Annotated in this window: 18 protein-coding genes, 1 tRNA gene, 3 pseudogenes and 1 riboswitch; of the genes and pseudogenes, 10 read left to right on the top strand and 12 right to left on the bottom strand. The window is 72.6% G+C overall.

Translation table 11 applies throughout. The features are described 5' to 3' along the window. The 4 genes and pseudogenes from AC3EUJ_RS12815 to AC3EUJ_RS12800 all read left to right on the top strand — a co-directional run. The coding region (locus tag AC3EUJ_RS12815) for a DNRLRE domain-containing protein (RefSeq protein ID WP_431961240.1) at positions 1 to 5,349 on the top strand (5,349 nt) is incomplete at its 5' end. 154 nt (positions 5,350 to 5,503) lie between these two features. Then, positions 5,504 to 5,752 carry a hypothetical protein gene (locus AC3EUJ_RS12810; protein ID WP_431961239.1) on the top strand — a complete coding sequence of 83 codons (249 nt, stop codon included), beginning with the start codon at positions 5,504 to 5,506 and terminating at the stop codon, positions 5,750 to 5,752. 923 nt (positions 5,753 to 6,675) lie between these two features. Then, positions 6,676 to 6,888 carry a helix-turn-helix domain-containing protein gene (locus AC3EUJ_RS12805; RefSeq protein ID WP_431961238.1) on the top strand — a complete coding sequence of 71 codons (213 nt, stop codon included), beginning with the start codon at positions 6,676 to 6,678 and terminating at the stop codon, positions 6,886 to 6,888. Further along, a pseudogene (locus AC3EUJ_RS12800) lies at positions 6,888 to 8,019 on the top strand (tyrosine-type recombinase/integrase). The gene AC3EUJ_RS12805 and the pseudogene AC3EUJ_RS12800 overlap by 1 nt, the downstream one beginning before the upstream one ends. Before the next feature lie 92 nt (positions 8,020 to 8,111). Here the strand turns inward: AC3EUJ_RS12800 and AC3EUJ_RS12795 are convergent. Then, positions 8,112 to 8,186, bottom strand: a tRNA-Val gene (locus tag AC3EUJ_RS12795). Between the two features lie 381 nt (positions 8,187 to 8,567). Between AC3EUJ_RS12795 and AC3EUJ_RS12790 the strand changes: the two are divergent. Next, positions 8,568 to 9,052 (top strand): annotated as a pseudogene (locus tag AC3EUJ_RS12790) (steroid 3-ketoacyl-CoA thiolase); the annotation flags it as partial. Positions 9,053 to 9,115: 63 nt separating this feature from the next. After that, the gene (locus tag AC3EUJ_RS12785) at positions 9,116 to 10,411 is read left to right on the top strand and encodes an alpha/beta hydrolase (RefSeq protein ID WP_431961247.1); all 1,296 of its coding nucleotides are present in this window, start codon (positions 9,116 to 9,118) and stop codon (positions 10,409 to 10,411) included. Here the strand turns inward: AC3EUJ_RS12785 and AC3EUJ_RS12780 are convergent. From AC3EUJ_RS12780 to AC3EUJ_RS12755, 6 genes are all read right to left on the bottom strand, one after another. Next, complete coding sequence (locus tag AC3EUJ_RS12780; RefSeq protein WP_431961235.1) at positions 10,399 to 11,253, bottom strand: ECF transporter S component; 855 nt, start codon at positions 11,251 to 11,253, stop codon at positions 10,399 to 10,401. The two genes, AC3EUJ_RS12785 and AC3EUJ_RS12780, sit on opposite strands and share 13 nt — an antisense overlap. Beyond that, entirely contained in the window at positions 11,250 to 12,872 is a 1,623-nt protein-coding gene (locus tag AC3EUJ_RS12775) for an ABC transporter ATP-binding protein (RefSeq protein WP_431961234.1), read from the bottom strand. Before AC3EUJ_RS12775 ends, AC3EUJ_RS12780 begins: the two co-directional genes overlap by 4 nt. Then, the gene (locus AC3EUJ_RS12770; RefSeq protein ID WP_431961246.1) at positions 12,869 to 13,990 is read right to left on the bottom strand and encodes a CbiQ family ECF transporter T component; all 1,122 of its coding nucleotides are present in this window, start codon (positions 13,988 to 13,990) and stop codon (positions 12,869 to 12,871) included. The genes AC3EUJ_RS12775 and AC3EUJ_RS12770 overlap by 4 nt, the downstream gene beginning before the upstream one ends. A 614-nt stretch (positions 13,991 to 14,604) precedes the next feature. After that, the gene (locus tag AC3EUJ_RS12765; RefSeq protein ID WP_431961233.1) at positions 14,605 to 15,231 is read right to left on the bottom strand and encodes an SCO2322 family protein; all 627 of its coding nucleotides are present in this window, start codon (positions 15,229 to 15,231) and stop codon (positions 14,605 to 14,607) included. After that, positions 15,228 to 16,376 carry an SCO2321 family membrane protein gene (locus tag AC3EUJ_RS12760; protein ID WP_431961232.1) on the bottom strand — a complete coding sequence of 383 codons (1,149 nt, stop codon included), beginning with the start codon at positions 16,374 to 16,376 and terminating at the stop codon, positions 15,228 to 15,230. Before AC3EUJ_RS12760 ends, AC3EUJ_RS12765 begins: the two co-directional genes overlap by 4 nt. Before the next feature lie 110 nt (positions 16,377 to 16,486). Beyond that, a riboswitch (cobalamin riboswitch) is annotated at positions 16,487 to 16,562 on the bottom strand. A gap of 143 nt (positions 16,563 to 16,705) precedes the next feature. Further along, entirely contained in the window at positions 16,706 to 17,338 is a 633-nt protein-coding gene (locus tag AC3EUJ_RS12755; RefSeq protein ID WP_431961231.1) for a TetR family transcriptional regulator, read from the bottom strand. A gap of 856 nt (positions 17,339 to 18,194) precedes the next feature. Between AC3EUJ_RS12755 and AC3EUJ_RS12750 the strand changes: the two genes are divergently transcribed. From AC3EUJ_RS12750 to AC3EUJ_RS12740, 3 genes are read left to right on the top strand one after another with little or no spacing between them, the layout of a single operon-like run. Next, the gene (locus tag AC3EUJ_RS12750; RefSeq protein WP_431961230.1) at positions 18,195 to 19,520 is read left to right on the top strand and encodes a glycosyltransferase family 4 protein; all 1,326 of its coding nucleotides are present in this window, start codon (positions 18,195 to 18,197) and stop codon (positions 19,518 to 19,520) included. After that, positions 19,514 to 20,251 (top strand): class I SAM-dependent methyltransferase, encoded by a 738-nt coding sequence (locus AC3EUJ_RS12745; RefSeq protein ID WP_431961229.1) that lies wholly within the window; start codon positions 19,514 to 19,516, stop codon positions 20,249 to 20,251. Before AC3EUJ_RS12750 ends, AC3EUJ_RS12745 begins: the two co-directional genes overlap by 7 nt. Next, positions 20,248 to 21,351, top strand: a complete 1,104-nt coding sequence (locus tag AC3EUJ_RS12740; RefSeq protein WP_431961228.1) for a prenyltransferase/squalene oxidase repeat-containing protein — start codon at positions 20,248 to 20,250, stop codon at positions 21,349 to 21,351. The genes AC3EUJ_RS12745 and AC3EUJ_RS12740 overlap by 4 nt, the downstream gene beginning before the upstream one ends. Positions 21,352 to 21,358: 7 nt before the next feature. Here AC3EUJ_RS12740 and AC3EUJ_RS12735 read toward each other — a convergent pair whose 3' ends face one another. After that, entirely contained in the window at positions 21,359 to 21,646 is a 288-nt protein-coding gene (locus AC3EUJ_RS12735; RefSeq protein WP_431961227.1) for a hypothetical protein, read from the bottom strand. A gap of 143 nt (positions 21,647 to 21,789) precedes the next feature. On the opposite strand from AC3EUJ_RS12735, the gene AC3EUJ_RS12730 reads away from it, so the two are divergent. Further along, on the top strand, positions 21,790 to 22,326 hold the full coding sequence (locus AC3EUJ_RS12730; protein ID WP_431961226.1) for a hypothetical protein: 537 nt from the start codon (positions 21,790 to 21,792) through the stop codon (positions 22,324 to 22,326). On the opposite strand, the pseudogene AC3EUJ_RS12725 reads toward AC3EUJ_RS12730, so the two are convergent. The 4 genes and pseudogenes from AC3EUJ_RS12725 to AC3EUJ_RS12710 form a co-directional block, all read right to left on the bottom strand. Further along, positions 22,313 to 22,543, bottom strand: a pseudogene (locus AC3EUJ_RS12725) (LLM class F420-dependent oxidoreductase); the annotation flags it as partial. The gene AC3EUJ_RS12730 and the pseudogene AC3EUJ_RS12725 overlap by 14 nt on opposite strands. A gap of 200 nt (positions 22,544 to 22,743) precedes the next feature. Continuing rightward, positions 22,744 to 23,580 (bottom strand): hypothetical protein, encoded by an 837-nt coding sequence (locus AC3EUJ_RS12720; RefSeq protein WP_431961225.1) that lies wholly within the window; start codon positions 23,578 to 23,580, stop codon positions 22,744 to 22,746. Between the two features lie 130 nt (positions 23,581 to 23,710). Beyond that, positions 23,711 to 24,580, bottom strand: a complete 870-nt coding sequence (locus tag AC3EUJ_RS12715) for an N-acetylmuramoyl-L-alanine amidase (RefSeq protein WP_431961224.1) — start codon at positions 24,578 to 24,580, stop codon at positions 23,711 to 23,713. Positions 24,581 to 24,602: 22 nt separating this feature from the next. Continuing rightward, positions 24,603 to 25,274: a class I SAM-dependent methyltransferase gene (locus AC3EUJ_RS12710; protein ID WP_431961223.1), complete on the bottom strand. Its 672-nt coding sequence runs from the start codon at positions 25,272 to 25,274 to the stop codon at positions 24,603 to 24,605. Positions 25,275 to 25,368: the final 94 nt, after the last annotated feature.

The following is a 25,368-nucleotide window of genomic DNA, read 5'->3' as shown; positions in this document are numbered from 1 at the left end:
AGACACCAACGAGCTGTTCAGGAGGCCCTACTCGTATGCGCCGAGCACCCCGCCACCACCCAATCGAGACTCCCGTTCGATACCCACCCCTCAAGATCGGAACGACAACAGCTACTGATGTTCGATGTGGCGAAGTTCAAGGGCAAGCACATCACCGACACCAACCTTGCCCTGTACTCGTACTACTCCTCGACCTGTTCCACCGCCGGTGCCGGCACTCAGGTCCGCCGGATCACCAGCACCTGGTCGTCCTCGACGGTGACGTGGGGTGCGCAGCCGTCGACCACGACCACGGGCGCGGTGACCAACAAGGCTGCTCTGGGCTGGGACGATTCTGCTTGCCCGGGTGGCACGATGAACTTCGACATCGACGCCATCGTGCAGGCCTGGGCCGACGGCTCGGCCAACTACGGCCTGCAGTTGCGGTCGGCGGATGAGAACGACACGCTGACCTGGCGGCGCTTCCGCTCGGCGAACTACAACTCCGGCGTCGACGGAGCCACCGAGCCGCACCTGACGGTCACCTACAACTCCTACGCCACCACCGCCTCCGCGGCGATCCAGCCCAGCGTGGTCAACGCCTACAACGGCAGCCGGTACGTCACCTCGCTGACCCCGACCCTGTCGGCGAAGGTCACCGACGCCGACGGCGGCAACGCCCAGGCCCAGTTCGAGATCACCCCGAACCCGACCAACGCCGACACCACCTACACCTACACCGCGTACGGCAAGACGGTCGCGTCCGGCTCGACCTCCACGTTGGCCATCCCGTCGGCCTCGGCCTTCCCCGCTGGCACGCACCTGCGCTACCGGGTGCGGGCCTATGACGGCACCGACTACGGCACCTGGTCCGGCTACACGAACTTCGTGCTGAACACCGCCCTGCCCGCCGCGCCGACTGTGGTGTGTGACACCTACGGGCAGAACACCTGGACGGCCAAGGCCCCGGGGGCGGTGACCTGCACCCTGGACACCACCGCCACCGACGGCCAGGGCTTCAAGTGGGGCCTGGACGACCCGTCCCTGCCCAAGCGCGTCGACGACACCACCAACGGCACCGGCGGCGACCCACTCACGATCTCCATCACCCCCGCCGACGGCTGGCACACCCTCTACGCCCAGACCATCGACTCCGGCGGCAACCTGTCCACCACCGTCACCAAGTACTCCTTCGGTGTCGGCACCGACGGCGCGGCCATCCTCTCGCCCGGCGACGGCGCCCGACCCGCCCGGCGCGTCGCCCTGTCCGCCACCGGCAAGACCACCTACACCGGTGTGACGTACCAGTACCGGCGCGGCGAGACCGATTCCTGGCACACCGTGCCGTTGGCTGACGTGTCCAAGAGCGCCGACGGCAGCCCCGTCACCGCGTGGCCCGTGGCCGCACCCAACGGCGCGCCCCCGGCGCTCACGTGGAACATCACCACCAGCCTGCCCGAGGACGGCCCGATCGACATCCATGCCGTCTTCACCGATGGCACCACCACCGGCTACTCGCAGCTGGTGACGGTGACGGTGGACCGCCAGGCCGGCGACGCACCCACGCAGGAAGTGGGGCCGGGTGAGGTGAACATGCTCACCGGTGACTTCACCTTCTCCGCCCCCGACGCCTCCGCGTTCGGCCTGTCGGTGGACCGCACCACCTCCTCGCGGCAGAGCGCAATGAGCGAGGACACCAACGGGCAGGCGGCCATCTTCGGCCCCGACTGGATATCGGGCATCACCGCGGACACCTCCGGTTCCGACTGGAGCGACATCCGCCAGACGTCGGCCACCTCGGTCGAACTGATCGACTCCCACGGCGCTGGCACCGGGTTCACCGCCACCAGCGGCGGTGGCTGGCAGCCGGAGCCAGGTTCGGAGGCCCTTACACTCATCGGTTCGCTGACCGGGTCGTTCACGCTGAAGGACACCGCCAGCACGACCACCACGTTCGTCAAGGTCGACCCCGCCGCCACCACATGGCAGGTGGCCACCAGTTATCTGTCTGCGGCGAACTCCACCACCACGGTGGTGTCCGAGAAGGTGGTCTCCGGCAGCCAGACCCTGGCCCGCCCGAAGTACGTGATCGCCCCGACCTCGGCGGTGTCCGCGGACACCTGCGCGGCCACGCCGTCCGCCAAGGGCTGCCGCCTGCTGGAGTTCGTCTACGCCACCGCCACCACCGCCACGCCCAACGCGTTCGGGGATGTGGCCGGGCAGGTCAAGGAGATCCGCCTGTGGGCCACGGAGCCGGGCGCATCGGCGGCGACGTCGAAGTCGATGCAGATGTACCTGTACGACGATGCCAAGCATCTGCGTCGGGTGTGGAATCCGCAGATCGTTCCGTCACTGTTCACTGACTACAGCTACGACACCGCTGGCCGGGTCACGCAGCTCACCGACCCCGGACAGCTGTCGTGGACCTTCACGTACGGTCGGGCCGGCAACGCCGCCACGGCCGGTGACGGCATGCTGCTGGCGGCCTCGCGGCCCGGCCTGAGGCAGGGCACCGCGGACGTCTCGGAGGGCACCGCGGCCACCAGCCTGGTCTACGACGTGCCGCTCACCGGCACCAGGGCGCCGTACGCGATGGGCACATCCGACGTCGCTGCCTGGGGGCAGAGCGATGTGCCGACCGACGCCACCGCGGTGTTCCCGCCGGATGCCGTTCCCGTCTCGCACGACGGCCAGGCGCTGACTGCGGCCGACTACACGCGCGCCGGGATCAGTTACGCAGACGCCTCGGGCCGGGAGGTGAACACCGCCACCCCGGGCGGGCACATCTCCGTAACCGAGTATGACAACCGTGGCGCCACTGTTCGCGAACTGACCGCGACAAATCGAGAGTTGGCGCTGGCCACTAGCGGCCAGCAACTGGACACCCTGGTCCGCCTGGGAATCAGCGATGTGTCGACCGCTGAGCGCGCTCAGGCGCTGTCCACCCTCCACAACTACTCCAGTGACGGGGCGCGAGAGCTGGATGTGTACGAGCCCCTGCACCTTGTCACGCTGACGAGCACCCTACAGGCTGGCACGGGCGGTACCAGCCTGCCGGCGGGCACGCAGGTGGCCGCACGACGGCACAGCGTCACCACCTACGACGAGGGTCGCCCGACGGACGGCTCTGCCACGATCCAGGACATGCCCACTACGGTCACCGTTGGGGCGCATGTCGACGGCTACCCGGTCGATGCGGACACGGTGGCCAACAAGACCACTTACGACTGGGTCAAGGGTCAGACCACCAGCACAATCGAGGATGCCGGCGGCAAGAACCTCACCAAGACCACGGTCTACGACGCCCAAGGCCGGGTGAGCAAGACCACCCTGCCGAAGTCGACCGGCGCCGACGCGGGCACGACGGTCACCACCTACTGGTCGGCAACGGGCACCGGCGCGTGCAACGGCAGGCCGGAGTGGGCGGGCCTGGTGTGCTCCACGGGACCAGGCGGTGGCATCACCGGCGCCGGTACCAACCCCACCCAACTGCCCACGAGGACAATTGAGTACGACTTCTGGGGCCAGCCGTCGAAGGTGACGGAGACCGCCAATGGCGTGACTCGCACCACTACGACGACCACCGACGTCGCCGGCAGGATCACGAACGTCAGCATGACCGGCGGGGTGGGCACTGCGGTCTCCCAGACGACTACCACCTACAACCCCGACAGCGGTCAGACCGCTACGGTCACCAGCAATGGCCAGACCATCGCCACCAGCTACGACAAGCTCGGCCGCCTGATCAGCTACAACGACGGCGCCGGGAACACCACCACAACCGAGTACGACCTCCTGGACCGGTCGGTGAAGACCACCGACTCCGTTCCGTCCACCACCACCTACACCTACGACACAACCAAGGACCCACGCGGCCTGGCCACCTCGATCACTGACTCGGTCGCCGGAACCTTCAGCGCCTCTTACGACACCGAAGGCAACCTCGCCGTTGAGCACCTGCCCGGCGGCTACACCCTCACCGTCGACGCGGACACCGCCGGCGCCGAGACCTCGGCGATCTACACACGGGACAGCGACAGCACGATCGTCCTCGCCGACACCGTCGACTACTCCATTCACGGCCGGATCGTTCACCACACCGGAACCGCCGGCGACACCACGGCACAGGACTACACCTACGACAATCCAGGCCGTCTCATCCGCACCGACGACACCGCAGCCGACGGAACCTGCACCCGACGCGCCTACACCTTCGACGGCAACACCAACCGCACCTCGCTCGCGACCTCGGTCAGCGCGCCCGCGGCAGGGTGCACCGACACCGGAGCCACGACGGTCACCGCCACATACGACAGCGCCGACCGGCTCATCGCCGGCGGTGTCACCTACGACGCCTTCGGCCGCACCACGACCCAGGCCAACGGCGCCACGATCGACTACTACGCCAACGACCTGGTGCGCCGACAGACCATAGGCACCACGCGCCAGACCTGGGACCTGGACGCCGCCCAACGCCTCGCTGCCTCCGCTACAGAGACGCAGGACACCGGCGGCACCTGGAGCCAGACCAGCCACAGCACCAGCCACTACGGCGACGACGGTGACAGCCCGTCGTGGATCACCCTGGACCCGGGCGGTGTCATCGCCCGCAACGTCCAAGGGCTGACGGGCAACATGGAAGCCACCACATCCGCCACCGGCGACACGGTGCTCCAGCTGAGCAACATCCACGGAGACGTCAGCGTCCAACTGCCGGTGGACATCACCCAGAACCCGGTCGTGCTCCGTGCGGACGAGTACGGCAACACAGCACCGGGCAGCCCGACAACCCGCTATGGCTGGCTCGGCGGGAAGCAGCGCTCCAGCGACACTCTCACCGGAGCCATTCTCATGGGCGTACGGCTGTACGATCCGACCCTGGGCCGCTTCCTCTCGATCGACCCGGTCCCCGGGGGCAGTGCCAACGCCTACGACTATTCGGCCGCCGATCCGGTGAACAAGGAGGACCTCAACGGTAAGTGGCACAAGTGGACCACGCTGTATCGCTACTTCGGCAAGGTCCAATGGCACCTGTGGGGGTTCTGGAAGAGCTGCTGGTGCCAGTCGGCTGGCTGGCACATGGGCGCCGCCGTCCGGGTCTACTTCAACAAGTGGGCCACCAACTGGCTGGCGGACGAAGGGCCCTACGCGGTCGGCTTCTGGAGCGTCGTCTTCGGCTTCGCGTTGAGCTGGGCTGGAGGCCAGTACGGGGCCGCAGTGGCAGCCTTGATGGCTGGCTACGCAACGTGGGTCATCTGGATGGCAAAGAGGGCCGTAAAGAGGAATAAGTGCCTCGGCGTGTATTCGGCATGGAAGTTCCGTGGCCTCTGGTGGTATCCCAAGATCTACCATTGGTACCGGAGTTGTTGAGTGCTGCCCACGGCCTAGCAGCCTGACGTACCTAAGGAAATAGATGGCTCCGGCCAGGCGACCGGGTTGGTCGCCTGGCCGGAGCTCAACCGAATTCAACCGGGGCTCCCACAGGTGGCGGCCCCGCTGAACCGTGGGATTTATAGGAGGTAGCGTGCCAAAGCTCATCTTGTTTTCCGCTGTGCAAGCCTTTGTGGCTTTCCTCTTCATTGGCTTCTACGTGGAACTGCGTGTCGAATTCGGCGATTACGCACATCAGTTCATCGAAACCGCTGCCTTTCTGCTCGCCGTCGCATGGACTTCGGCAATGTTTCAGCTTCGAAAGGCCGGCCAGTTGAAGTTCACGCGACAACTCCGCGTGCCGAAAGAGCCCGCGGGTGAAAAACCTTCGAACGATGCCTGAGTCTCACGACGAACAGAGACAAGGGCTGAACGGCTGGCCCTGAAGGACCTGGCGCTGAACGGAAGACAGTCCACGGTGGGCGACCGGTCCAAATCCTCGGTGGTCGAACCCGCCCGAACCTCGGTAAAGAAATGCGTCGATTCGCAGCACTGTGGATAGCAGCCGCCCTCGTCCTCGTGGGGTGCGGCAGCAACGCGATCCTGCGGAGCGCGTCGAACTGAATGACGTTTTCTCAGCGAAACTGCAGTCGTCGAGGCGCCGACGGAATCCTCAACGTCCAGCAGACTTGTAAAGCGGCAGCGCTCATTGGTTGGCGGAGCGGGTTTGGCCGGTGGCCTGCCTGGGCTGGGGCCGGGCATGATCAGGGGGCCGTACGCTGGTCGGTAACTCGGGCAGGCTTGTCCCTGCCCGCAATGTGTCCGAGTGGTCCCCTGGTCGTGCTCGGCGCGGGTCCCGGACCGGGGAGGTGGGTAAAGCCGTGGAGCCGACCGCCTCAGCCACAGCGGGTTTCTCCTCAACAACACCTCGCCGTCTGGCGGGCGGCCGGCGGCCGGGCCGGAGCGGGGCGAAGACTGGAGCGTCGGCCCGAGGCGCCGGGCCGCGCGCCGCCGCGCTCTGCGCGGCGGGAGCGCCTTGATGAAGGAGAGAAAGTCTTACCGCGCTCGGGCAGTCCGGCTCTGTCTGGCCTCGCCGACCACCTGGCTACTGGAGTCTCAGGCAGCCTGGGGCTCCGTCTTCGAAGATCTCGACGAGCCAGTCGAACACCGTAGGCCCTTGACGGTCGCGTGCAGCGGCCAGGTCCTGGGCTACGTAAGGTCGGTTCGTCGGATGGCATCGCGCGAGTCCGCCCGGGACCTCCAGCTCAACCGCGAAACCGCCCGCGAAGCCCTGCGAGACCAACTGACCATGGAAGGAGCCCCAGCATGAAGGAGCGATACCTCAGCGTGGACCAGGTGGCCGAGATGCTCGGCACCTCGGTGCGCTTCCCGCGCCGCCTGATCGCCGAGCGCCGCATAACGTTCGTCAAGGTCGGCCGCCATGTCCGCATCCCCGAGAGCGCGGTCGAAGCCTTCATCGCGGACCACACGGTCCAGCCGGTCACGAGCGCCACGGCGCGGCTGAAGGCGGTGGCCTGATGGCGAACTCCAAGGGGCGCCGTCGTCGCTTCGGGTCGGTGCGGAAGCTGCCTTCGGGGCGTTTCCAGGCGCGCTATCGGGGCCCGGATGGGCTGATGCGGACGGCGGACAAGACCTTCGCCAGTCAGACCGATGCGGACCGCTGGCTTGTGAAGCAAGAGGCCAAGATCCTTGACGGCGACTGGCAGAACCCCGACCTCAAGATCGCGTTCGGTGAGTACGCCGAGAGCTGGTTCAAGGATCGGGACTACGCGGCCACCACCCGCGAACGGAACGGCAGCGCGCTGAAATTGCACATCCTGCCGACCTCCGCGCGGTGCCGCTCCGGGACATCACCACCCCGCAGGTGCGGCGTTGGCGGACGACCCTCCTTGACCAGGGCGTAGGTGCGGCGACCGTCGCCAAGGCGTATCAGATCCTCCGCGCCATCATGAACACCGCTGTGGACGACGGCCTGGTCCAGCGCAATCCGTGCCGCATCAAGGGTGGCGCCACCGCACCGAGTGCCGAGCGACCGTTCCTGTCGGTGGCGGAAGTCTTCCGGCTCGCGGACGCCGTACCCGCGCGCTACCGGGTGATGATCCTGCTGGCGTCCTTTACGGCGCTGCGCTTCGGGGAGCTGGCCGGTCTCCAGCGCTGGGACGTGGACCTGGAACGCCGCACCATCTCGGTCCGCCGGTCGGTTGCCGAGACCCGGTCGGACGGGCTCACGGTCAGGCTCCCAAGTCCGCGGCCGGCGTGCGCACCGTGGCGTTCCCCGCCTCGCTCACTGCGGAGCTGGCGGCGCATCTCGCCGACTACTCCGAGCCGGGCCGCACAGGTCGGGTCTTCGTCGGGCCGCGCGGGGGAGTGCTGCGGCGGAACAACTTCCGGCGGATCTGGCTGCGGGCCATTGGCACGGCCGGCCTCGGGGACGTCCATTTCCACGATCTGCGGCACACCGGCAACACCCTGGCTGCGACGGGCGGGGCCTCCACGCGGGAGCTGATGCACCGCATGGGGCACTCCTCGGTGCGGGCCGCCCTGATCTACCAGCACCTCGTCAACGGCCGCGACCACGAGATCGCGGGGCACGTGGACGACCAGATCCGGCGGGTGAAGGGGCCCGACGCCGATCCATCTGGCACGTGAGTGGCACGGCGGCCCTCACGGACGGCAAAAGATCAAGGCCCAGGTTTCCGGACTCATACCGGACGACCTGGGCCTTTGCCATGCGCTGGGGCTGGTGGGCGTGGACGGTTTCGAACCGCCGACATCTGCCTTGTAAGGGCAGCGCTCTACCGCTGAGCTACACGCCCGCTGGACACGCGAAAGCACACCTTACCCTGCCATACCCCGTGACCAGCAAACGCACGCTCGGGGTCAGGCATAGGGCACGCGGCGGAGTTCCTTCACGCCGTTGAGCCAGGGGGAGCGGAGGCGGCGGGGGTTCGCCGGCGAGGCGGATGACGGGGAGGGTGGCGCGGGTGATGTCGAAGGTGCCGGGGCGGTGAAAACCTCGGGGTCGTGGTTCGCCCTCACGGATCTCGGCGCCTCCGAGCTCGGTGTCGTGCGTGGGTGGCGGCGCGCTGGAAGGAGGTGACGGGGTAGCCCAGCGGACGATCTCGTCGGCGGCGGTGCGGGGGCGCTCGGCGCGGAGGACCGCTGATCGGTGATCGCCAACACGATCGCGGCCGCTGATCGGCACCGGCTACGGCGTCGAGGCCATGTCACGGGAGCCGCTCGGCAGCGGCGACGAGTGGAACGTGGCCCGCCCAACCGGTTCGAGGCCGCCGAGCGCCTCGCCCGGCGCCGCGGGCCGACCCGGGAATACGTCGCCCCGCTCGGGCTGGTCTCGCGGGAGCGGGCCGGGCGGGCCTGGGCCGAGGGGCGCTTCAAGCGGGAGACCTTCGCCGCGCAGGTGCCCACGACGAAGGAGGGGCAGCTGGCCGGCCAGGCATGTGGCGGCTGGTCGACCGTGACGAGAGCTGCGCGAAACCCTGCCTGGGCCCATGTCTTCGACCAGGACCTGGAGAAGGTCGACGTCGACGGCGGCGCGATCGCCCCCGGCCGCCCCGTGGGGGCCATCGGGGCCCGTCCGATCACCACAGCGCTGCACGAACTGGAGCGCGCGGAAGCGGAGTTCGCGCTGAACGTGATGCACACCGGCGGGATGTGGACAACCCCCGGGTACGCCCGGGGGCCCACCGCATTCCGGGCGGCGGGCGTGGGCGCCGAGCATGGGCGCATGACATTCCACACCACACACCGGCGTCCTCCGCGAGCGCGGCGGAGGGCGCTCGCGGGCGCCGCCACCGTCCTCTCGACGGCCGTCGCCATCGGCGCGGTCGCGGGGCCGGTGGCGGCCGTGGCCGCCCCTCGCCCGCCCGCCGCCGCAGCCTCCGCCACATGGGCCCCCGCACCGGCGGACCGCGGGCACCTGCTCTCCGTGACCCCGCTGGCAACCCACGACCGCGCCGCGCTGTCACGCCTTCTCGCCGGCGCGGGCCTGCCCGGCGACACCGTCCGGTACGGGGTGACGGCCTACCGGCTCACGTACCGCACGGTCACTCCGCAGGGCACGCCGACCACCGCCACCGGGCTGTTCACGCTGCCCCGCGGCGGGCCGCACCGGCTCGCCGTCGTCTCCGACACCCACGGCACGCTCGCCTACCGCCACGACGCGCCCTCGGCCGCCGACGGCTGGGCCCGTAGCGCCGCCTACCTGTACGCGTCCGGTGGCCGGGCGGTCGTCTCGCCCGACTACCTGGGCCTCGGTGGCGGTCCCGGCACTCACCCGTACATGGACACCCGCTCCGCGGTCACGGCGTCCGTCGACATGCTGCGGGCCGCACGCACCGCCGCCGCGCGGCTGGACCGGCCGCTCACAGGTGACGTGCTCGCCACCGGCTTCTCGCAGGGCGGCCAGGTCGCGATGGCGCTCGGCCGCGCGCTCCACCAGGGCGCCGACCGGCACTTCGTCCTGCGGGCGCTGGCCCCGGTCAGCGGACCGTACGACGTGTCGGGGACGGAGGTCCCGGCACTGTTCGACGGCCGGGTGCAGGGCTACAGCGGGGTCTTCTACACGGCGTACTTCCTGGTTGCGCAGAACCGGCTGCACCCGCTCTACGGTTCCCCTTCCGAGGCCTTCCGCGCGCCCTACGACCGCGTCGTGGAGGGGCTGTTCGACGGGGAGCACGAGGACGAGGACGTTCTGCGGCAGCTGCCCGGGTCGGTGGACGAACTGCTCACGGACCGCTTCACGCACCGGATGCGGCACCCCACCGGAGCGCTGCGCCGGGCCATGGCGCAGGCCGACGGCACCTGCGACTGGCGGCCGGACGTGCCGGTGCGGCTGTACACCGCGAGCGGTGACCGCGACGTGCCCATCGGGAACAGCGAGAGCTGCCGCGACGACCTCGCCGCGCACGACGTGAGGGCGGTGCTGGCCGACGCCGGCGACACCGACCACTTCGGCGCGTTCCTGCGCTCGGCGCCCCGCGTCGCGCGCTGGTTCGCGGCGCCGGCACGTCAGCGCGACTGAGGCGGTACGTGGGGCGGGCGCGCGGCGCCGTCCCCGAAAGCCACCGGCGCGCCGAACGCGGCGCGCCGGGTGGCCCGGCGCAGGGCGCGCAGCACGAACGGGCCGAGGGTGAGGACCAGGACGGCGGTCAGCACGGCGCGCGGCACGTCCCAGCCGAGCGAGGTGGCCAGGCAGTACGCGGCGAAACGGGCGAGGTTGTCCGGGAGCGGGTCGCCCGGCACGAAGGAGACCCCGGAGGACAGGCCGCCGAGGTACGGCCAGCCCTGCAGGTTCATGATCGTTCCGTACGCGACCGAGGACACCGCCCCGTAGCCGGCGAGGAGGACGAGCTCGCCCCGGCCGCGCAGCCGGCCGGCGCCGGGGAGCAGGCCCGCGCCGAGCGCCACCCAGCCCATCGAGAGCATCTGGAACGGCATCCACGGCCCGACCCCGCCCGTGAGCAGGGCCGAGGCGAACATCGTCAACGCCCCCAGCGCGAAGCCGAAGCCGGGGCCGAGCACCCGGCCGGCCAGCACGACGAGGAAGAACATGGGCTCGATGCCCGCCGTGCCGCCGCCGAGCGGACGCAGGGCCGCCCCCGCGGCGGCCAGCACGCCCAGCATGGCGACGGACTTGGCGCTCAGGCCCTCCTCGTCGTCGGCGATGGTCGCCATGACGACGGCGAGCAGCAGCGGCAGCAGCAACGCGAACAGCCAGGGCGCGTCCTTGCTGTGGGCGAGACCGGAGCCCGGGTCGGCGAGCAGCGGCCAGCCGAAGGCGGCGACGCCGATCACGGAGACGAGCGTCAGGGCGACGACGGCCCGCCCGCCCAGCCGGACCGCGCGCGGCGGACGCGCGGTCACGCGGGCCCCGCCGTTTCCGCCAGGGCTGTCGCGACCTGGCCGACCGTCAGCCAGGGCAGTGGGCCGAGCACCTTGGCCACCTGCGGGGCGAAGGCGGGGGAGGAGACGACGACGTCGGCGGTGGGGCCGTCCGCGACGAGGTCGCCGTCGGCGAGGACGACGACGCGGTGGGCGAGTTCGGCGGCGAGTTCGACGTCGTGCGTGGCGAGGACGACGGCGTGGCCGTCCGCCGCGAGGGCGCGCAGGTGCGCGGCGAGCCGGGCCTTGGCGGCGTAGTCCAGGCCGCGGGTCGGTTCGTCGAGCAGGATCAGCGGGGGCCGGGCGGCCAGCACGACGGCGAGGGCGAGGGCGAGGCGCTGACCTTCGGACAGGTCGCGCGGGTGCGTGCCGTCGGCGACCCCGGGCAGCAGTTCGCCGACCAGGGCACGGCAGGTGCCCGGGGTGGCGCGGGCGTCGGTGTCGGCGGCGGCGCACTCGGCGGCGACGGTGTCGGCGTACAGCAGGTCCCTGGGGTCCTGCGGGACGAGGCCCACCCGGCGGACCAGCTCGGCGGGCCTGGTGCGCGACGGCTCCAGGCCGCCTACGGTCACGCTGCCCGAGGTGGGCGCGTGCAGGCCGGCCAGGGTGGCCAGCAGGGTGGACTTGCCCGCGCCGTTGCGGCCCATCAGGGCGACGGTCTCGCCGGGCCGTACGGTCAGGTCGACCGCCCGCAGCGCCTCGAGACGGCCGCGGCGCACGGTGAGCCCCGTGACGGTCACGACGGGCTCTCCCGCGGCGGACGAGAGCGGCGCGGGCGGGGTACGGCCGGCCAGGCGCTCGCGGAGCGGGGCGGCGGCACGGCGGGCGTCGCGCACCGACAGCGGCAGCGGCGACCAGCCGGCGAGGCGGCCGAGCGCGACGACGGGCGGCCGGACGGGCGAGACCGCCATGACTTCCGCGGGCGGCCCGGAGACCGGGGCTGCGTCCCCGCCCGGGAGGAGGACGACCTGGTCGGCGTACTGCACGACCCGCTCCAGGCGGTGCTCGGCCATCAGCACGGTCGTCCCCAGGTCGTGGACGAGCCGCTGCAGCACCGCGAGCACCTCCTCGGCCGCGGCGGGGTCCAGCGCGGACGTCGGTTCGTCCAGCACCAGCACCCGCGGGTGGACGGTGAGGACGGAGCCGATCGCGACGCGCTGCCGCTGCCCACCGGAGAGGGTGCCGATCGGGCGGTCGCGCAGGTCGGAGAGGCCGAGCAGGTCGAGGGTCTCCTCGACGCGGCGGCGCATCACGTCGGGGGCGAGGCCGATCGACTCCATGCCGTAGGCGAGTTCGTCCTCGACGGTGTCGGTGACGAAGTGCGCGAGCGGGTCCTGGCCCACGGTGCCGACGACATGGGCGAGCTCGCGCGGCTTGTGGGCGCGCGTGTCGTGCCCGGCGACGGTGACCCGGCCGGTGAGGACGCCGCCGGTGAAGTGCGGCACGAGACCGGAGACGGCGCCCAGGAGCGTGGACTTGCCGGTGCCGGAGGGCCCGACGACCAGGCAGAGTTCGCCCTCGGGGACGGTCAGGTCGACACCGGCGACGGCCGGCGCGGCGGCGCCGTCGTACGTGACGGAGACCTGCTCGAAGCGGATCACGGGCGGGCTCCCTTCAGATGCGCGGGCAGCAGCCCCAGCAGGACGGCGGCCCCGGGCCACAGCGGCAGCGACGGCGCGGTCAGCGGCACCACGGGCGGGTCCAGGTCGCCGGGGTAGGCCCCGGCGGCCCAGATCGTCAGCGCGGCGACGGCCACGCCAGAGGCGGTGATCAGCCACGCGGTCGCGTCCCAGCGGTCGGGGCGGTAGCGGGTGCGCACCGAGCGCCGCCCGCCGAGCCGCAGCCCCGCGACGGCGGCGGCGGCACCGGCCAGCAACAGGGGCAGTCCGTACGCGGCGCCCGCGGCGGCCAGCAGCGCGTAGGTGCCCGCGCACAGCCCGAGCAGCCCGCCGAGGGTGAGTGCGACGGTCGCCCGGCGCACGCGGCGCGGTACCTCGGCGGTGCGGCCGTAGCCGCGGGCGTCCATGGCGGCCGCGAGGGCGACGGAACGCTCCAGGGCGCCTTCGAGCACGGGCAGTCCGACCTGGAGCAATGCCCGTACGCCCTTCTCCGGGCGGCCCCGCAGCCTGCGGGCCGTCCGCAACCGCCGGACGTCGGCGACCAGGTGCGGCGCGAACGTCATCGCGACGACCACGGCGACTCCCGCCTCGTAGAGGGCGCCCGGCAGCGACTTCAGCAGCCGGGCCGGGTTGGCCAGGGCGTTGGCGGCGCCGAGGCACGCCAGGAGCGTGGCCAGCCGCATGCCCTCGCGGAAGGCGAACCACAGCCCCTCGGCGGTCACCCGCCCGCCGAGCCGGACGCCCTGCGCCCAGTCGGGAAGCGGGACTTCGGGGAGGGCCAGCACGGTGTGCGTACCGGGGACCGGGGAGCCCAGGACGACGGCGAAGGCGAGCCGGATGACGACGACCACCAGGCCCAGGCGGAGGAACGCGGCGTACGACCGGGACCACGGCGTGTCAGGCACCCGGCACACCGCCACGACGTACCCGGCGACGGCGGCGAGCAGCGCGAGCAGCGCCGGATTCGTCGTCCGCGACGCGGCCGTGGCGAGCCCCAGCGCCCACAGCCACCACGCCCCCGCGTGCGGCCCGCGCCCCCGGCCCGCCTGCCGCGGGTAGGCCGCGCCGGCCTGCTCGCCCCGGTCCGGCCGCCGCGGCAGGCCCCGCGAACGGCCTGAGCCGCCGCGTTCGGTGCCGCGACGGAGAGGGCGAGTGTCGCTGCCCGCGGGCGGGATGGGCCGCCGGGGTCGGACCGCCGCGCCGGAACCGTGGGTGACCGGGCCGGGCAAACCGTCCGGGGTGCGTGGTCGCGGGCGGGCGGGCGAGGCGAGGGCCGCCGATGCCGGGGCCACGGCGGCGGCCGGGTTGGCCCTGCGCGGTTTCGTGCTGAAGCCGGGGGCGGTGGCCGGGGGGACCGTGGCCGGGGGCTTGGGCCGTGCGGCGGTTGGATCGGCCGTGCGTGGTTCGTCGGCGCCGCGCAAGGGGCCCTTGGCGCGGTCGTGCCGCGGTCGTGCCGCGGGGGCGGCGTCGGTCGTGCGCCCGTCCGGGGCGAAGGAGTCCTCGCGGCTCGGCATCGCGGCCCGGCGCTCGCGCGGGCGCAGCCGAGCCGGTAGCGCGAAGGACCGCAAGGGCGTGCCCTGTTCCGCGGTTGCCAGGGCCGTTCGTGGTGCGCGGGGGGTGCGGGACGAGGCGGCGGAGTCGTCGCGGGGGCGCTTTCGCGGCCGCGGAAGCAGGGGGAAGGCCCGCGACGGCCAGGGCAGGGGCGTAGCGGTGGTCACGGGCGGTCGCCCCGGCGGCGGCGGACCTGCCAGGCGGCGGCCGCGGCGACGACGAGGACGGCGGCGGCGGCGCCGTAGGTGCCGAGGGCGGGACCTGGGGAGGGCGCTGAGGCGTCGGGCGCGGCGGCGTCGTCGGTGACCTGCTCGCCGCACCCCTTGGCGGGGTAGCCGGCGATGGCGCACACCAGGCCCGCGGAGTCGTAGCGGAGCGGGGGCGCGACGGCGGCCAGGGCGTCGGCGGAGGTGGCGTCCTCGGGGAGCCGGGCGCAGGCGGTACGGGCGGCCGGGGCGTCCGCGGCGGTGCCGAAATCCAGCAGCAGGGCGACGCGCTTGGTGCCGCGGCGGGCCGGGGTGCCGTCGCAGATCGTGGCGAACCGGGCGGTGCCGCGGGGGCGGGCGGCCGAGGCGGCGTCAGGGCTGACGCCGAAGCGCCAGCCCTCGACGGCACCGTCGTCCGGGCGGCTGAGGGAGGGCCCGGTTCGGGCGTACGTCCAGGCGTCGGTGGAGGCGTCACGCTGCCAGAAGGACCAGTACCGATAGGTGGCCGCGTGTGCGGGCGTCGCGACGAGGGCGGCCACCAGGGCCAGGAGGAGTGCCGCCGCCGCCAGGGGCGGCCGCCTCACAGCCGGTGCTTCCGGCCGGCGAGCAGCACCCCGATGCCGATGCCGGCGACCAGGCCCGCGCCGACGATCCACCACACCGAACCGCCGCCCGAGGAATCGGGCTTCTGCTGCGCCACCGGGCCGAGGGCGGTGAGCCGCGTCACGTGGTCCCGCATCGGGTTGCCGGTGGCGTACGCGGCGAGGGCGAGCTGCGCGAGGGCGGTGGGGTTGTCCTTGGCCCAGGCGGCGGAGTTGGCGGCGAGCCAGTTGTACGCGCCCTTGGCGGCGTCGAGGTGACCGCCGGCGGCGAGGGCGATGACGGCGTCGGCGGTGGTGCCGAAGTCGGGGGTCTTCTGGTCGGAGCCCGGGGTGACGGCGTCGAAGTGGCCGCCGCCGGCGGCGAGCCGGGCGCCGAGCCAGGCGGCGCCCGCGTCGGAGGCGCTGCCGCCGCACTCGGAGCGCACGGGGACGTCGCGGTCGGGGGCCTCGACGACGAAGCCCGCGCCCTCGACGGCGCGCACCGCGTCGGTGGTGGCCTTGGCGTTGGCCACGAGGGCACCGGACTTGGCGTCGGGCTGGTAGGCGAACGCGCCGCCGTCCTTCTTGCCGCAGGCCAGTTGGAGGGAGCGCAGCGCGTCGTAGGGCGAGCGGCCGTCGGTGGTCACGGACTTGACGTCGGTGCCGGCGGCCTTGAGGCCGCCGACGACGACGCCGGTGGAGTCGGCGTCGGAGGCGCCGCCGGGGTTGTAGGACCAGCCGCCGTCGCGGTTCTGCACCTTGGCGAGCCACTCGGCGGCGCGCTTGACGGCGAAGTCCTGCCCGTGGACGGCGAGCGCCTGGACGGCGATGGCGGTGGCGTTGGTGTCCTCGGTCTTCGGGTCGCAGGGCACCGCGGGGTCGGGACGGTACGAGGCGAAGCCGCCGTCCGCGCATTGCTGCTTGGCGAGCCACTCCACCGCGTCCCCGGCCGGTTCCGTGTCGGCCGCGTGCAGCGCCAGCAGCGCGTACGACTGGCGCCACACGCCGTCGTACGTCGGGTCGGCGTCCCCGTACAGCGCGGCGGGCGCCGCCGCGTGCGACGGCGAGGGCGACGGCGACGGCGACGCGGCTATGAGGAGCGTGCTGAAGGCGGCCAGGGCGGCCGCGGCGGTGCGGCGCAGGTGCATCGGATGGTGCCTTTCGGGTGAGCGGTCGCGCAGACGGATGCGGGCGCGCGTTCACGGCACCGGGCTCCGGCTCCGTGTACCTCGACGGAAGAGCCGCTCCCGTCCGCGCGGGTGTTCCGGCTGGGCCCTCCCCGGGCGGGGACGGCTCACGGTTGCGGGTCAGCGCCGGATTCGCACCGGCTTCCCCCACTCGGACGTGATTGGACTTGGTGTGTCGAGCACACCTTAGCCGGGACCGCTTGCCGTGCCGCCCCCGGTCTTGTGCGGTCTGCCTCACACCGCGGTGCACGCGACCGGTCCGAGCCGCGCCCCGGAACGGGCCGGAGGGGTCAGGACTTCGCGCGGCGCGGATCGGTGAGGTCGATCAGCCGGCACACGGTCTCGATGTCGATCTTCACCTGGGCGATCGAGGCGCGCCCGGACAGCCAGGTCACCAGGGCCGAGTGCCAGGTGTGCTCGATGACGCGCACCGCGGAGAGCAGCTCCGGCCCGGGCGGCCCGTCCAGCCGCATCGCGTCCAGGAGGATCGCGGTCGTCAGCCGCGACACGGCGTCCACCTCCGGGCTGACCGAACGGTCGGCGAAGGTCAGCGCCCGCACCATGGCGTCCGCGAGGTGAGGCTCGCGCTGCATCGCGCGGAAGGCGCGCATCAGTGTCTCCGCCACGCGGTCCGCCGGCGCGGCGGCGGAGGGCGGGCGCTTGCGCAGGGTCCCGTGGAGGTGCTCCAGCTGGTCGTGCATGGTGGCGACGAGCAGGTGGATCTTGGACGGGAAGTACCGGTAGAGGGTGCCGAGCGCGACGTTCGACTGTTCGGCGACCTCGCGCATCTGGACGGCGTCGAAGCCGCCCCGCACGGCGAGCTCGGCGCTGGCGCGCAGGATACGGCGGCGGCGGGCTTCCTGACGTTCGGTGAGCGGCACGGGGGACGGCGTCGGCTGAGGAGCTGCGGTCATCTGTCCCATCCGAATCTGTGCGCCCTGCGGAACGGGCCCCCAGCGTACTGCGGGCTGCGCCGCCGGCCGGTTGTCGTGTGCGGGTTGTCCGCGCCTGCCGCGGGCGGTCTTCGTCGTGCCCCGGATGCCGCACGACACATATGCGTCAGCGTCCAGAACGCCCACCCTCCCCCAGCCTTCGGCCGGGGTCCCCAACTCCCCAGCCGCCTTCGTCGGTTGCCCGACCAGCGGCCGGTGGATGGTTGTGGGGGCGGGCGGTCCTCCGCGGGCGTGGGGGCACCCCCAGCGGCAGCCGGGGAAGGGACGACTTCCCGCAGCCCCACCTCGTCCGGCCGTTGGCCGCCCGACGGCGTGGGCGCAGCCCCACAGCGGCGCTGCACCTGTGCGGAGCGCACACGGGTTCTTCCGCGGCCTGGCGGCTGGGAGGTACCCCCACGTGTGCACGTCGGTGGGCCCAGCCTTCCCCAGCCTCCGGCCGAGGGGACCGCCACGCGGGTGACACCTCCCAGCGGTAGCCGGGGGGCGACACACGGAGGGGGTGGCGGGGGTGCGCCAGTGAAGGCACCCCCGGCCGGGGGCTGGGGGAGTGCCCCGGCGCGGCAGCGACCCCCGACGCACACAGCGCGAGGCGGTCACCAGCCGCGCCGGACAGGGGTCCCCGGCCGGGGGCTGGGGGCAGGACGGATGGGCCGACCGCGGCCACCGCGGCGTGGCGGGAATCACCCGGACCGGCCAGGGCGGGCCGCACGGCTACCGGTATCTTCGTGCTCTCGGGCCAACTCCTGAGTAACTGATTCTGTAACTTGTTCTAGCAAGGCACAGGCGGCTACGCTCCCGCTGAAGTGCAGTGAGAAGGGGGCCGTGAGTGACCGCAGAGGCCAGGCCGCTCCGGATCGCGCTGCTCACCTACAAGGGGAACCCGTTCTGCGGGGGCCAAGGCGTCTACGTGCGCCATCTGTCCAGGGAACTCGCCCGCCTCGGCCACAGCGTCGAGGTGATCGGCGCACAGCCCTACCCCGTGCTCGACGCGGTCGGTGACGGGGTACGCCTCACCGAGCTGCCGAGCCTGGACCTCTACCGTCAGCCGGACCCGTTCCGCACCCCGAAGCGCGGAGAGTACCGCGACTGGGTGGACGCGCTCGAGGTCGGCACGATGTGGACCGGCGGCTTCCCGGAGCCGCTGACGTTCAGCCTGCGCGCCCGCCGTCACCTGGCCGCCCGGCGCGGGGCCTTCGACGTCATCCACGACAACCAGACCCTCGGCTACGGCCTCCTCGGCGGCTCCCGCGCCCTCGGCGCGCCCCTGGTGACGACCATCCACCACCCCATCACCGTCGACCGGCAGCTCGAACTCGACGCCGCGCAGGGGTGGAAGCGCCGCGCGTCCGTCCGCCGCTGGTACGGGTTCACCCGGATGCAGAAGCGGGTCTCGCGCCGGCTGCCGTCCGTGCTGACCGTCTCCGGCACCTCCCGCCAGGAGATCGTCGACCACCTCGGGGTGCGGGAGGACCGCGTGCACGTGGTGCACATCGGCGCCGACACCGGGCTTTTCTCGCCCGATCCGTCGGTGCCCGAGGTGCCGGGCCGGATCGTCACCACGTCCAGCGCCGACGTGCCGCTCAAGGGCCTGGTCCACCTCGTCGAAGGCCTGGCCAAGCTGCGCACCGAGCACCCCGACGCGCACCTCGTCGTCGTCGGCAAGCGCGCCGACGACGGCCCGGTGGCCGCCGCCATCGAGCGCTACGGCCTGGGCGGCGCCGTCGACTTCGTCAAGGGCATCAGCGACGCGGAGCTGGTCGACCTGGTGCGCAGCGCCCAGGTGGCCTGCGTGCCGTCGCTGTACGAGGGCTTCTCGCTGCCGGCCGCCGAGGCCATGGCCACGGGCACCCCGCTGGTCGCCACCACGGGGGGTGCCATCCCCGAGGTGGCCGGACCGGACGGGGAGACCTGCCTGGCCGTGCCGCCGGGGGACCAGGGCGCGCTGGCCGCGGCGCTCGGCAGGCTGCTGAGCGACTCCGAGCTGCGCCGCCGCCTCGGACTGGCCGGCCGGGAACGCGTACTGGCCCGCTTCACCTGGGAGCGGGCCGCCATCGGCACGGCCGAGCACTACCGCGCGGCGATCGAGGCCGCCGGGGGGCCGCGGCCCACTGTCCAGTCACCGTCCCGGACGAAAGCAGACTCCACGTGCTGACCGTCGACTTCTCCCGCTTCCCGCTCGCCCCGGGCGACCGCGTGCTCGACCTGGGCTGCGGTGCGGGCCGCCACGCCTTCGAGTGCTACCGGCGCGGGGCGGACGTGGTCGCCCTGGACCGGAACGGCGACGAGATCCGCGAGGTCGCCAAGTGGTTCGCCGCCATGAAGGAGGCCGGGGAGGCCCCGGCCGGCGCGACGGCCACGGCCGTGGAGGGCGACGCCCTGAGCCTGCCGTTCCCCGACGACAGCTTCGACCGCGTCATCATCTCCGAGGTCATGGAGCACATCCCGGACGACAAGGGCGTGCTCGCCGAGATGGTGCGCGTCCTGAAGCCCGGCGGGCTGATCGCGGTCACCGTGCCGCGCTACGGGCCGGAGAAGATCTGCTGGGCGCTGTCCGACGCGTACCACGAGGTCGAGGGCGGCCACATCCGCATCTACCGGGCCGACCAGCTGCTGGGCAAGATCCGCGAGGCGGGCCTGCGGCCGTACGGCAGCCACCACGCGCACGCGCTGCACTCCCCGTACTGGTGGATCAAGTGCGCCGTCGGCGTCGACAACGACAAGGCCCTGCCGGTGAAGCTGTACCACAAGCTGCTGGTCTGGGACATCATGAAGAAGCCGCTGGCCACCCGGCTCGCCGAGAGCGCGCTCAACCCGCTGATCGGCAAGAGCTTCGTCGCCTACGCCACCAAGCCGCACACCCCGAAGGCGGGCGTCGACGCGTGAGGCGGACCGAACACCTCGTCCTCCCCGGCGTCCTGACATCCGAGCAGGCCGCGCAGACCGTCTCCGGGATACTCGCCGTGCAGCGCCCCGACGGCGCCGTGCCCTGGTTCGAGGGGGGCCACCTGGACCCCTGGGACCACGTCGAGGCCGCCATGGCGCTGGACGCCGCCGGCGAGCACGAGCACGCCGAGGCCGCCTACACCTGGCTCGCCCGCCGGCAGAACCCGGACGGCTCCTGGTACGCCGCCTACGGCTACGCGGACGGAGACGAGGGCGAGCCCACCGACCTGGGCCGGGAGAGCAACTTCTGCGCCTACATCGCCGTCGGCGTGTGGCACCACTACCTCTCCACAGGCGACGACGCCTTCCTGGAGCGCATGTGGCCGGTGCTGTACGCGGCCGTCGAGTACGTCCTGGAACTCCAGCTGCCCGGCGGCCAGATCGCCTGGAAGCGCGAGGACGACGGGACGTACCCGCAGGAGGCGCTCCTGACCGGCTGCTCGTCGATGTACCAGGCGCTGCGCTGCGCGCTGGCCGTCGCCGAGCACCGCGAGGACCCGCAGCCCGACTGGGAGCTGGCCGCCGGCGCCCTCGGGCACGCCGTCGCCCACCACCCCGAGCGGTTCCTGGACAAGGACCGCTACTCCATGGACTGGTACTACCCGGTCCTCGGCGGGGTGCTGCGCGGTGAGGCCGCCCGCGAGCGCATGCGGTCCCGCTGGGACGAGTTCGTCGTGCCCGGTCTCGGGGTGCGCTGCGTCGTGCCCAATCCCTGGGTGACCGGGGGCGAGAGCGCCGAACTAGCCCTCGCCCTGTGGGCGATGGGCGAGTCCGACCGCGCGGTGGAGATCCTGGCCGCGATCCGGCACCTGCGCGCCGAGGACGGCATGTACTGGACCGGTTACGTCTTCGAGGGCGACGCGCAGGCCGGCACCGGACCCGCGGTGTGGCCCCGGGAACGCACCACGTGGACGGCCGGGGCCCTGCTGCTCGCCGTCGCCGCCCTGGGAGGGGACGAGGCGACGACGGCGGTCTTCGGCGGCGACCGGCTGCCGCTCGGGCTGGTGCCCGAGGCGGCGGGGTGCTGCGCCGGCCGGTGAACGGGCGTCAGGCCCGGTTGACGCGACCCGCCACCGCGTGCCCGACGACCAGGTAGACCGCCGCCGGCAGACCGTAGTTCAGCAGGGTGCGCGCCCACGCGGACTGGGTGGAGAAGATGTCGTGGGCCCAGCCACCGAGCCAGGACGCCATGTCGTGGATCCACTCCACGAGGTCGTTCGCCCGGTTGGCGTCGAGCATCCACAGCACGATCCACAGGATCAGGATGAAGGCCGCCACGTCCGCGGCCACCATGATGATCGTGGCCGCGAGATTGCCGCGATATCGTCTGGACATACCTGCCGTCTTGCCCCGATCGGCGCAGTGAAACGTCGTCGGCCCGCGCCCGACTGACGCCCCGTACGGCCCTGTGCGGTGGCCGGTCCGCGGGGCCCGGGCGAGGATGCGATCACGCACCGCATCCCCCGGGAGAAACCGTCATGCCCTTGCGCCGTGCCCTGACCGCCCTCCTGCTCTCCGGCGTCCTGCTGCTGGTCCCCGCCTGCGGTGGGGACTCCGGCGAGAGCGCCGGCGGTGGCACCGCGAGCCCCACCTCCTCCGTGCAGAAGCAGAAGCTCGCCAAGACGCGCTTCGTCGCCAACGCCGGACTGGCCGCGGGCGCGACCTACCAGTGGATCGTCAAGCCCTACCGCGAGGGCAAGTTCGAGAAGGACGCCGACGGCCGCAAGCTCACCCTGGTCAAGGCCGGCCTGGCGGGGGCCTTCGCCTACAACCGGCTCAAGGCCGCCGCGGAGAACGCCAAGGGCGACCCGACCCTCTCCAAACTGGTGGCGCCGCTGACCGCGGGCATCGACTCGCTCAAGGACCTGCCGAACAAGCTGCGCAGCGGTCAGGGCACGGACGACATCGTGGGCACCTTCCAGGACACCATCAGCGGCGTGAAGTCGGCCGGTGAGGACGCCGGCGCCAAGGTCACCGACAAGGTGCCCTCGCTGTCCCAGCTCAGCGGCGGATGAGCTCGGCCGGCACCCGCGGGGTGGCCGGGCCGGGCGCGGTGACGAGCAGGTCGGTCACCGGGCCCGACCGCCACACCTCCGGCCGCTCCGCGATCCGCTCCCGCGGGCCGACGAGCGAGATCTCGTCCGCGAAGGCGTCCGGCACCGCCGCCACCGCCTCCTCGCGCCGCCCGCACAGGAGCGGCTCCCGGATGCGCCGGGCCTCCTTCGTTCGGCCTCCTGCGCCAGGGACAGCCGGCCGGGAGAGGGGCCGCGCCTCCAGCAGCCGAGGGCCGGAGCGAGCCGCATGCGCACGCCTCCTGCCGTACCTGATGGAATGTCAGGGGTCGTGCCGCCCCACGCCCGGAAGGGAAACAGCCGTGCCCCGGACCGGACGGCCCGGGGCACGGCTGCCGCGTTTCGCTCGCGCGCCGGGGATCAGCCGCGCTGGATGCCGCTGACGTCCTGCAGGACGCCGCGCCGGCCGTCCTGGGTCTGCGCGACCAGGGCGCCACCGCGCTGCTCGACCGCCAGGTACCAGGTGCCGGGGGTCAGCTCGGCGATCTGCTGGCCCGAACCGTCCTCCGCGTACAGCGGCCGCGCCACGGGCACCGCGAACCAGAAGGCCGCGAACTCCGCGGACGGCTGCTGCGGCTGCTGGGGCTGCTGCTGGCCCTGCGGGTAGCCGTACTGCTCGCCGCCGAACGACTGGTCGGCCGGCATGCCGTGCCCACCGGTCTGCCCCGGGTACCCGTAGCCGCCCTGCTGCACGCCCGGGTACGGCTGGGCCTGCTGGCCGCCGTACGGCTGCGCCTGCTGGGGCTGCTGCGGCCGGGGGGCCGGCAGCAGCGGCGCCTTCAGCGCGGGCAGGCCCTGCAAGGTGAGCAGCATCGCGGCGGCGAGCGCGGCGGCGGCGACGAAGGAGAGGTACGCGCCGGCGGCCAGCCCGAAGACCTCGTTGCCCCTGAAGAGCGACCACAGGGCGTCCCAGGCGGCGGCCACGGACAGCACCGCGCCCCACTGGGCCAGGCCGATGCCGAGCACCTTGCGCCCCTCGGGCTGGAAGCGCGAGGCGACGAACAGGCCGGCGGCGATCAGGCCCAGCAGGTGCACCGAGGGCAGCAGCGGGAACAGCTCGCTCTTCCAGGCGCTGACTGCGCACCCGTCCGCGTTGCAGTCCTTCGCGGCGTAGAAGTTCAGGAACGAGGCGATCAGCAGCAGCAGCGCCGCGCCGATCACCGCGCCGTCTCCTCGGGTGAGGGAGCGGTTATTCACTAGGAGTCCTTGTCAGTCGTCTCGTTGTCGCCGTCGCCGGGCGGATCCCCATCGTATGAGGGCGGTTGCCGCCGGGTGGGACCGGTCCGCCCCTCGGTGACACGATCGGGACCCAATGCTCACCGGCCGATCACTCGTGGTCTTCCAGGAATGCGGTGATGCCGTCCGCGATGCCCTCCGCGGCCCTCTGCCGCCAGGCCGGGCTGGTCATCAGCGCCTCGTCCTTGGGGTCGCGCATGTTGCCGCACTCGATCAATACCTTAGGCACGGTGCTGAGGTTGAGTCCGCCCAGGTCGCGGCGGACGTCCAGGCCGGTGCCGTCGCCGATGTAGTTGGACGGCCGGGTGCCCGTCTCCGCCGCGAAGTGCTGCTTGAGCGTGGTGCCCAGGAGCTTCGACGGCCCGCTGATCCTGCGGGTGTCGGCGATGCCGCGGTGCAGCGAGGCGGGCATGATCACGTGGAAGCCGCGGTTGCCGGCCGCCGAGCCGTCGCCGTGCACCGACACCACCGCGTCGGCCTTCGCCTTGTTGCCGATCCGGGCCCGCTCGTCGATGCAGGGGCCGTACGCGCGGTCCCCGTCGTACGTGAACTTCACCGTGGCACCGCGGGCCTCGAGCAGTGCCCTGGCGCGCCGGGACACGTCCAGCGTGAACGCGGCCTCGGCGTACCCGGCGTTGGTCGCCGTACCCGTGGTGTCGCACTCCTTGCGGGCCGTGCCGATGTCGACCAGGCGGTTGATCTCGGCGGTGTGCCGGCTGTTGCGCGCGTTGTGCCCCGGGTCCAGGACCACGACCTTCCCCGCGAGCGGCTTGCCGGCGCCGGCGGACGGCCCGGAGGACGCCGCCGCCGAACGCTGCGGACGCACGTTCCCCGGGCGGTCGCCGTTCCGTCCGGGGTCGTCCGGTCCGCTCGTCGCGTCCCACACCAGCCACGCGGCCGCGCACGCCGGCACCAGCGCGGCCACCAGGACCACGGGGGAGCGGCCTTTCCTCTTGAACACGTCAGCGATGCTATCCGCCGTCTCAGATCCCGGCGCCCGTGCGCCGGAGGACGTGCAGTGAACCGGTCACGGACACTTCCGTGAACGCGCCCGAGTCCAGCGCCCGCCGGTAGATCCGCCAGGGCGCCTGGCCGCCGTCGGCCGGGTCCGCGAAGACGTCGTGGATGACCAGGAGGCCGTCCTGCGCCAGGTGCGGCACCCAGCCCTCGTAGTCGTTGCCGGCGTGCTCGTCGGTGTGCCCGCCGTCGATGAAGACCAGGGCGAGCGGCTTCCCCCACACCGCCGCGACCTGTGGGGAACGGCCCACGACCGCGACCACGTGCTCCTCCAGCCCGGCGGCGTGCAGGGTGCGCCGGAAGGTGGGGAGCGTGTCCATCAGGCCGACCTCGGGGTCGACGAGCGTCGTGTCGTGGTACTCCCAGCCGGGCTGCTGCTCCTCGCTGCCGCGGTGGTGGTCGACGGTGACGGCGACGGTTCCGCCCTCGCGGGCGGCGGCGGCCAGCAGGATCGTGGAGCGGCCGCAGTACGTGCCGACCTCCAGCAGGGGCAGGCCCGGGAGGCGGGTGGCGGCGTCGGCGGCGGCCGCGTGGAGGGCGAGGCCCTCGTGCGTGGGCATGAAGCCCTTCGCGGCCTCGAAGGCGGCCAGTGCGTCTGCGGGGACCTCTGCGAGGGGTGGCGTGCTCATGCCCCCCATCGTCCCCCACGCCCCCTGCGCCGCCCGCCGGGGGTGCGCGTGGTGGTGACCCCGCAGGCCCGACCCCGGCTCACCGACGCAATCGGGCAGGGGG

The sequence above is a fragment of the Actinacidiphila sp. bgisy160 genome, from assembly GCF_057707815.1.
The sequence above is the reverse complement of the archived record's forward strand: the minus strand, read 5'-3'. Positions and strand labels throughout refer to the sequence as shown.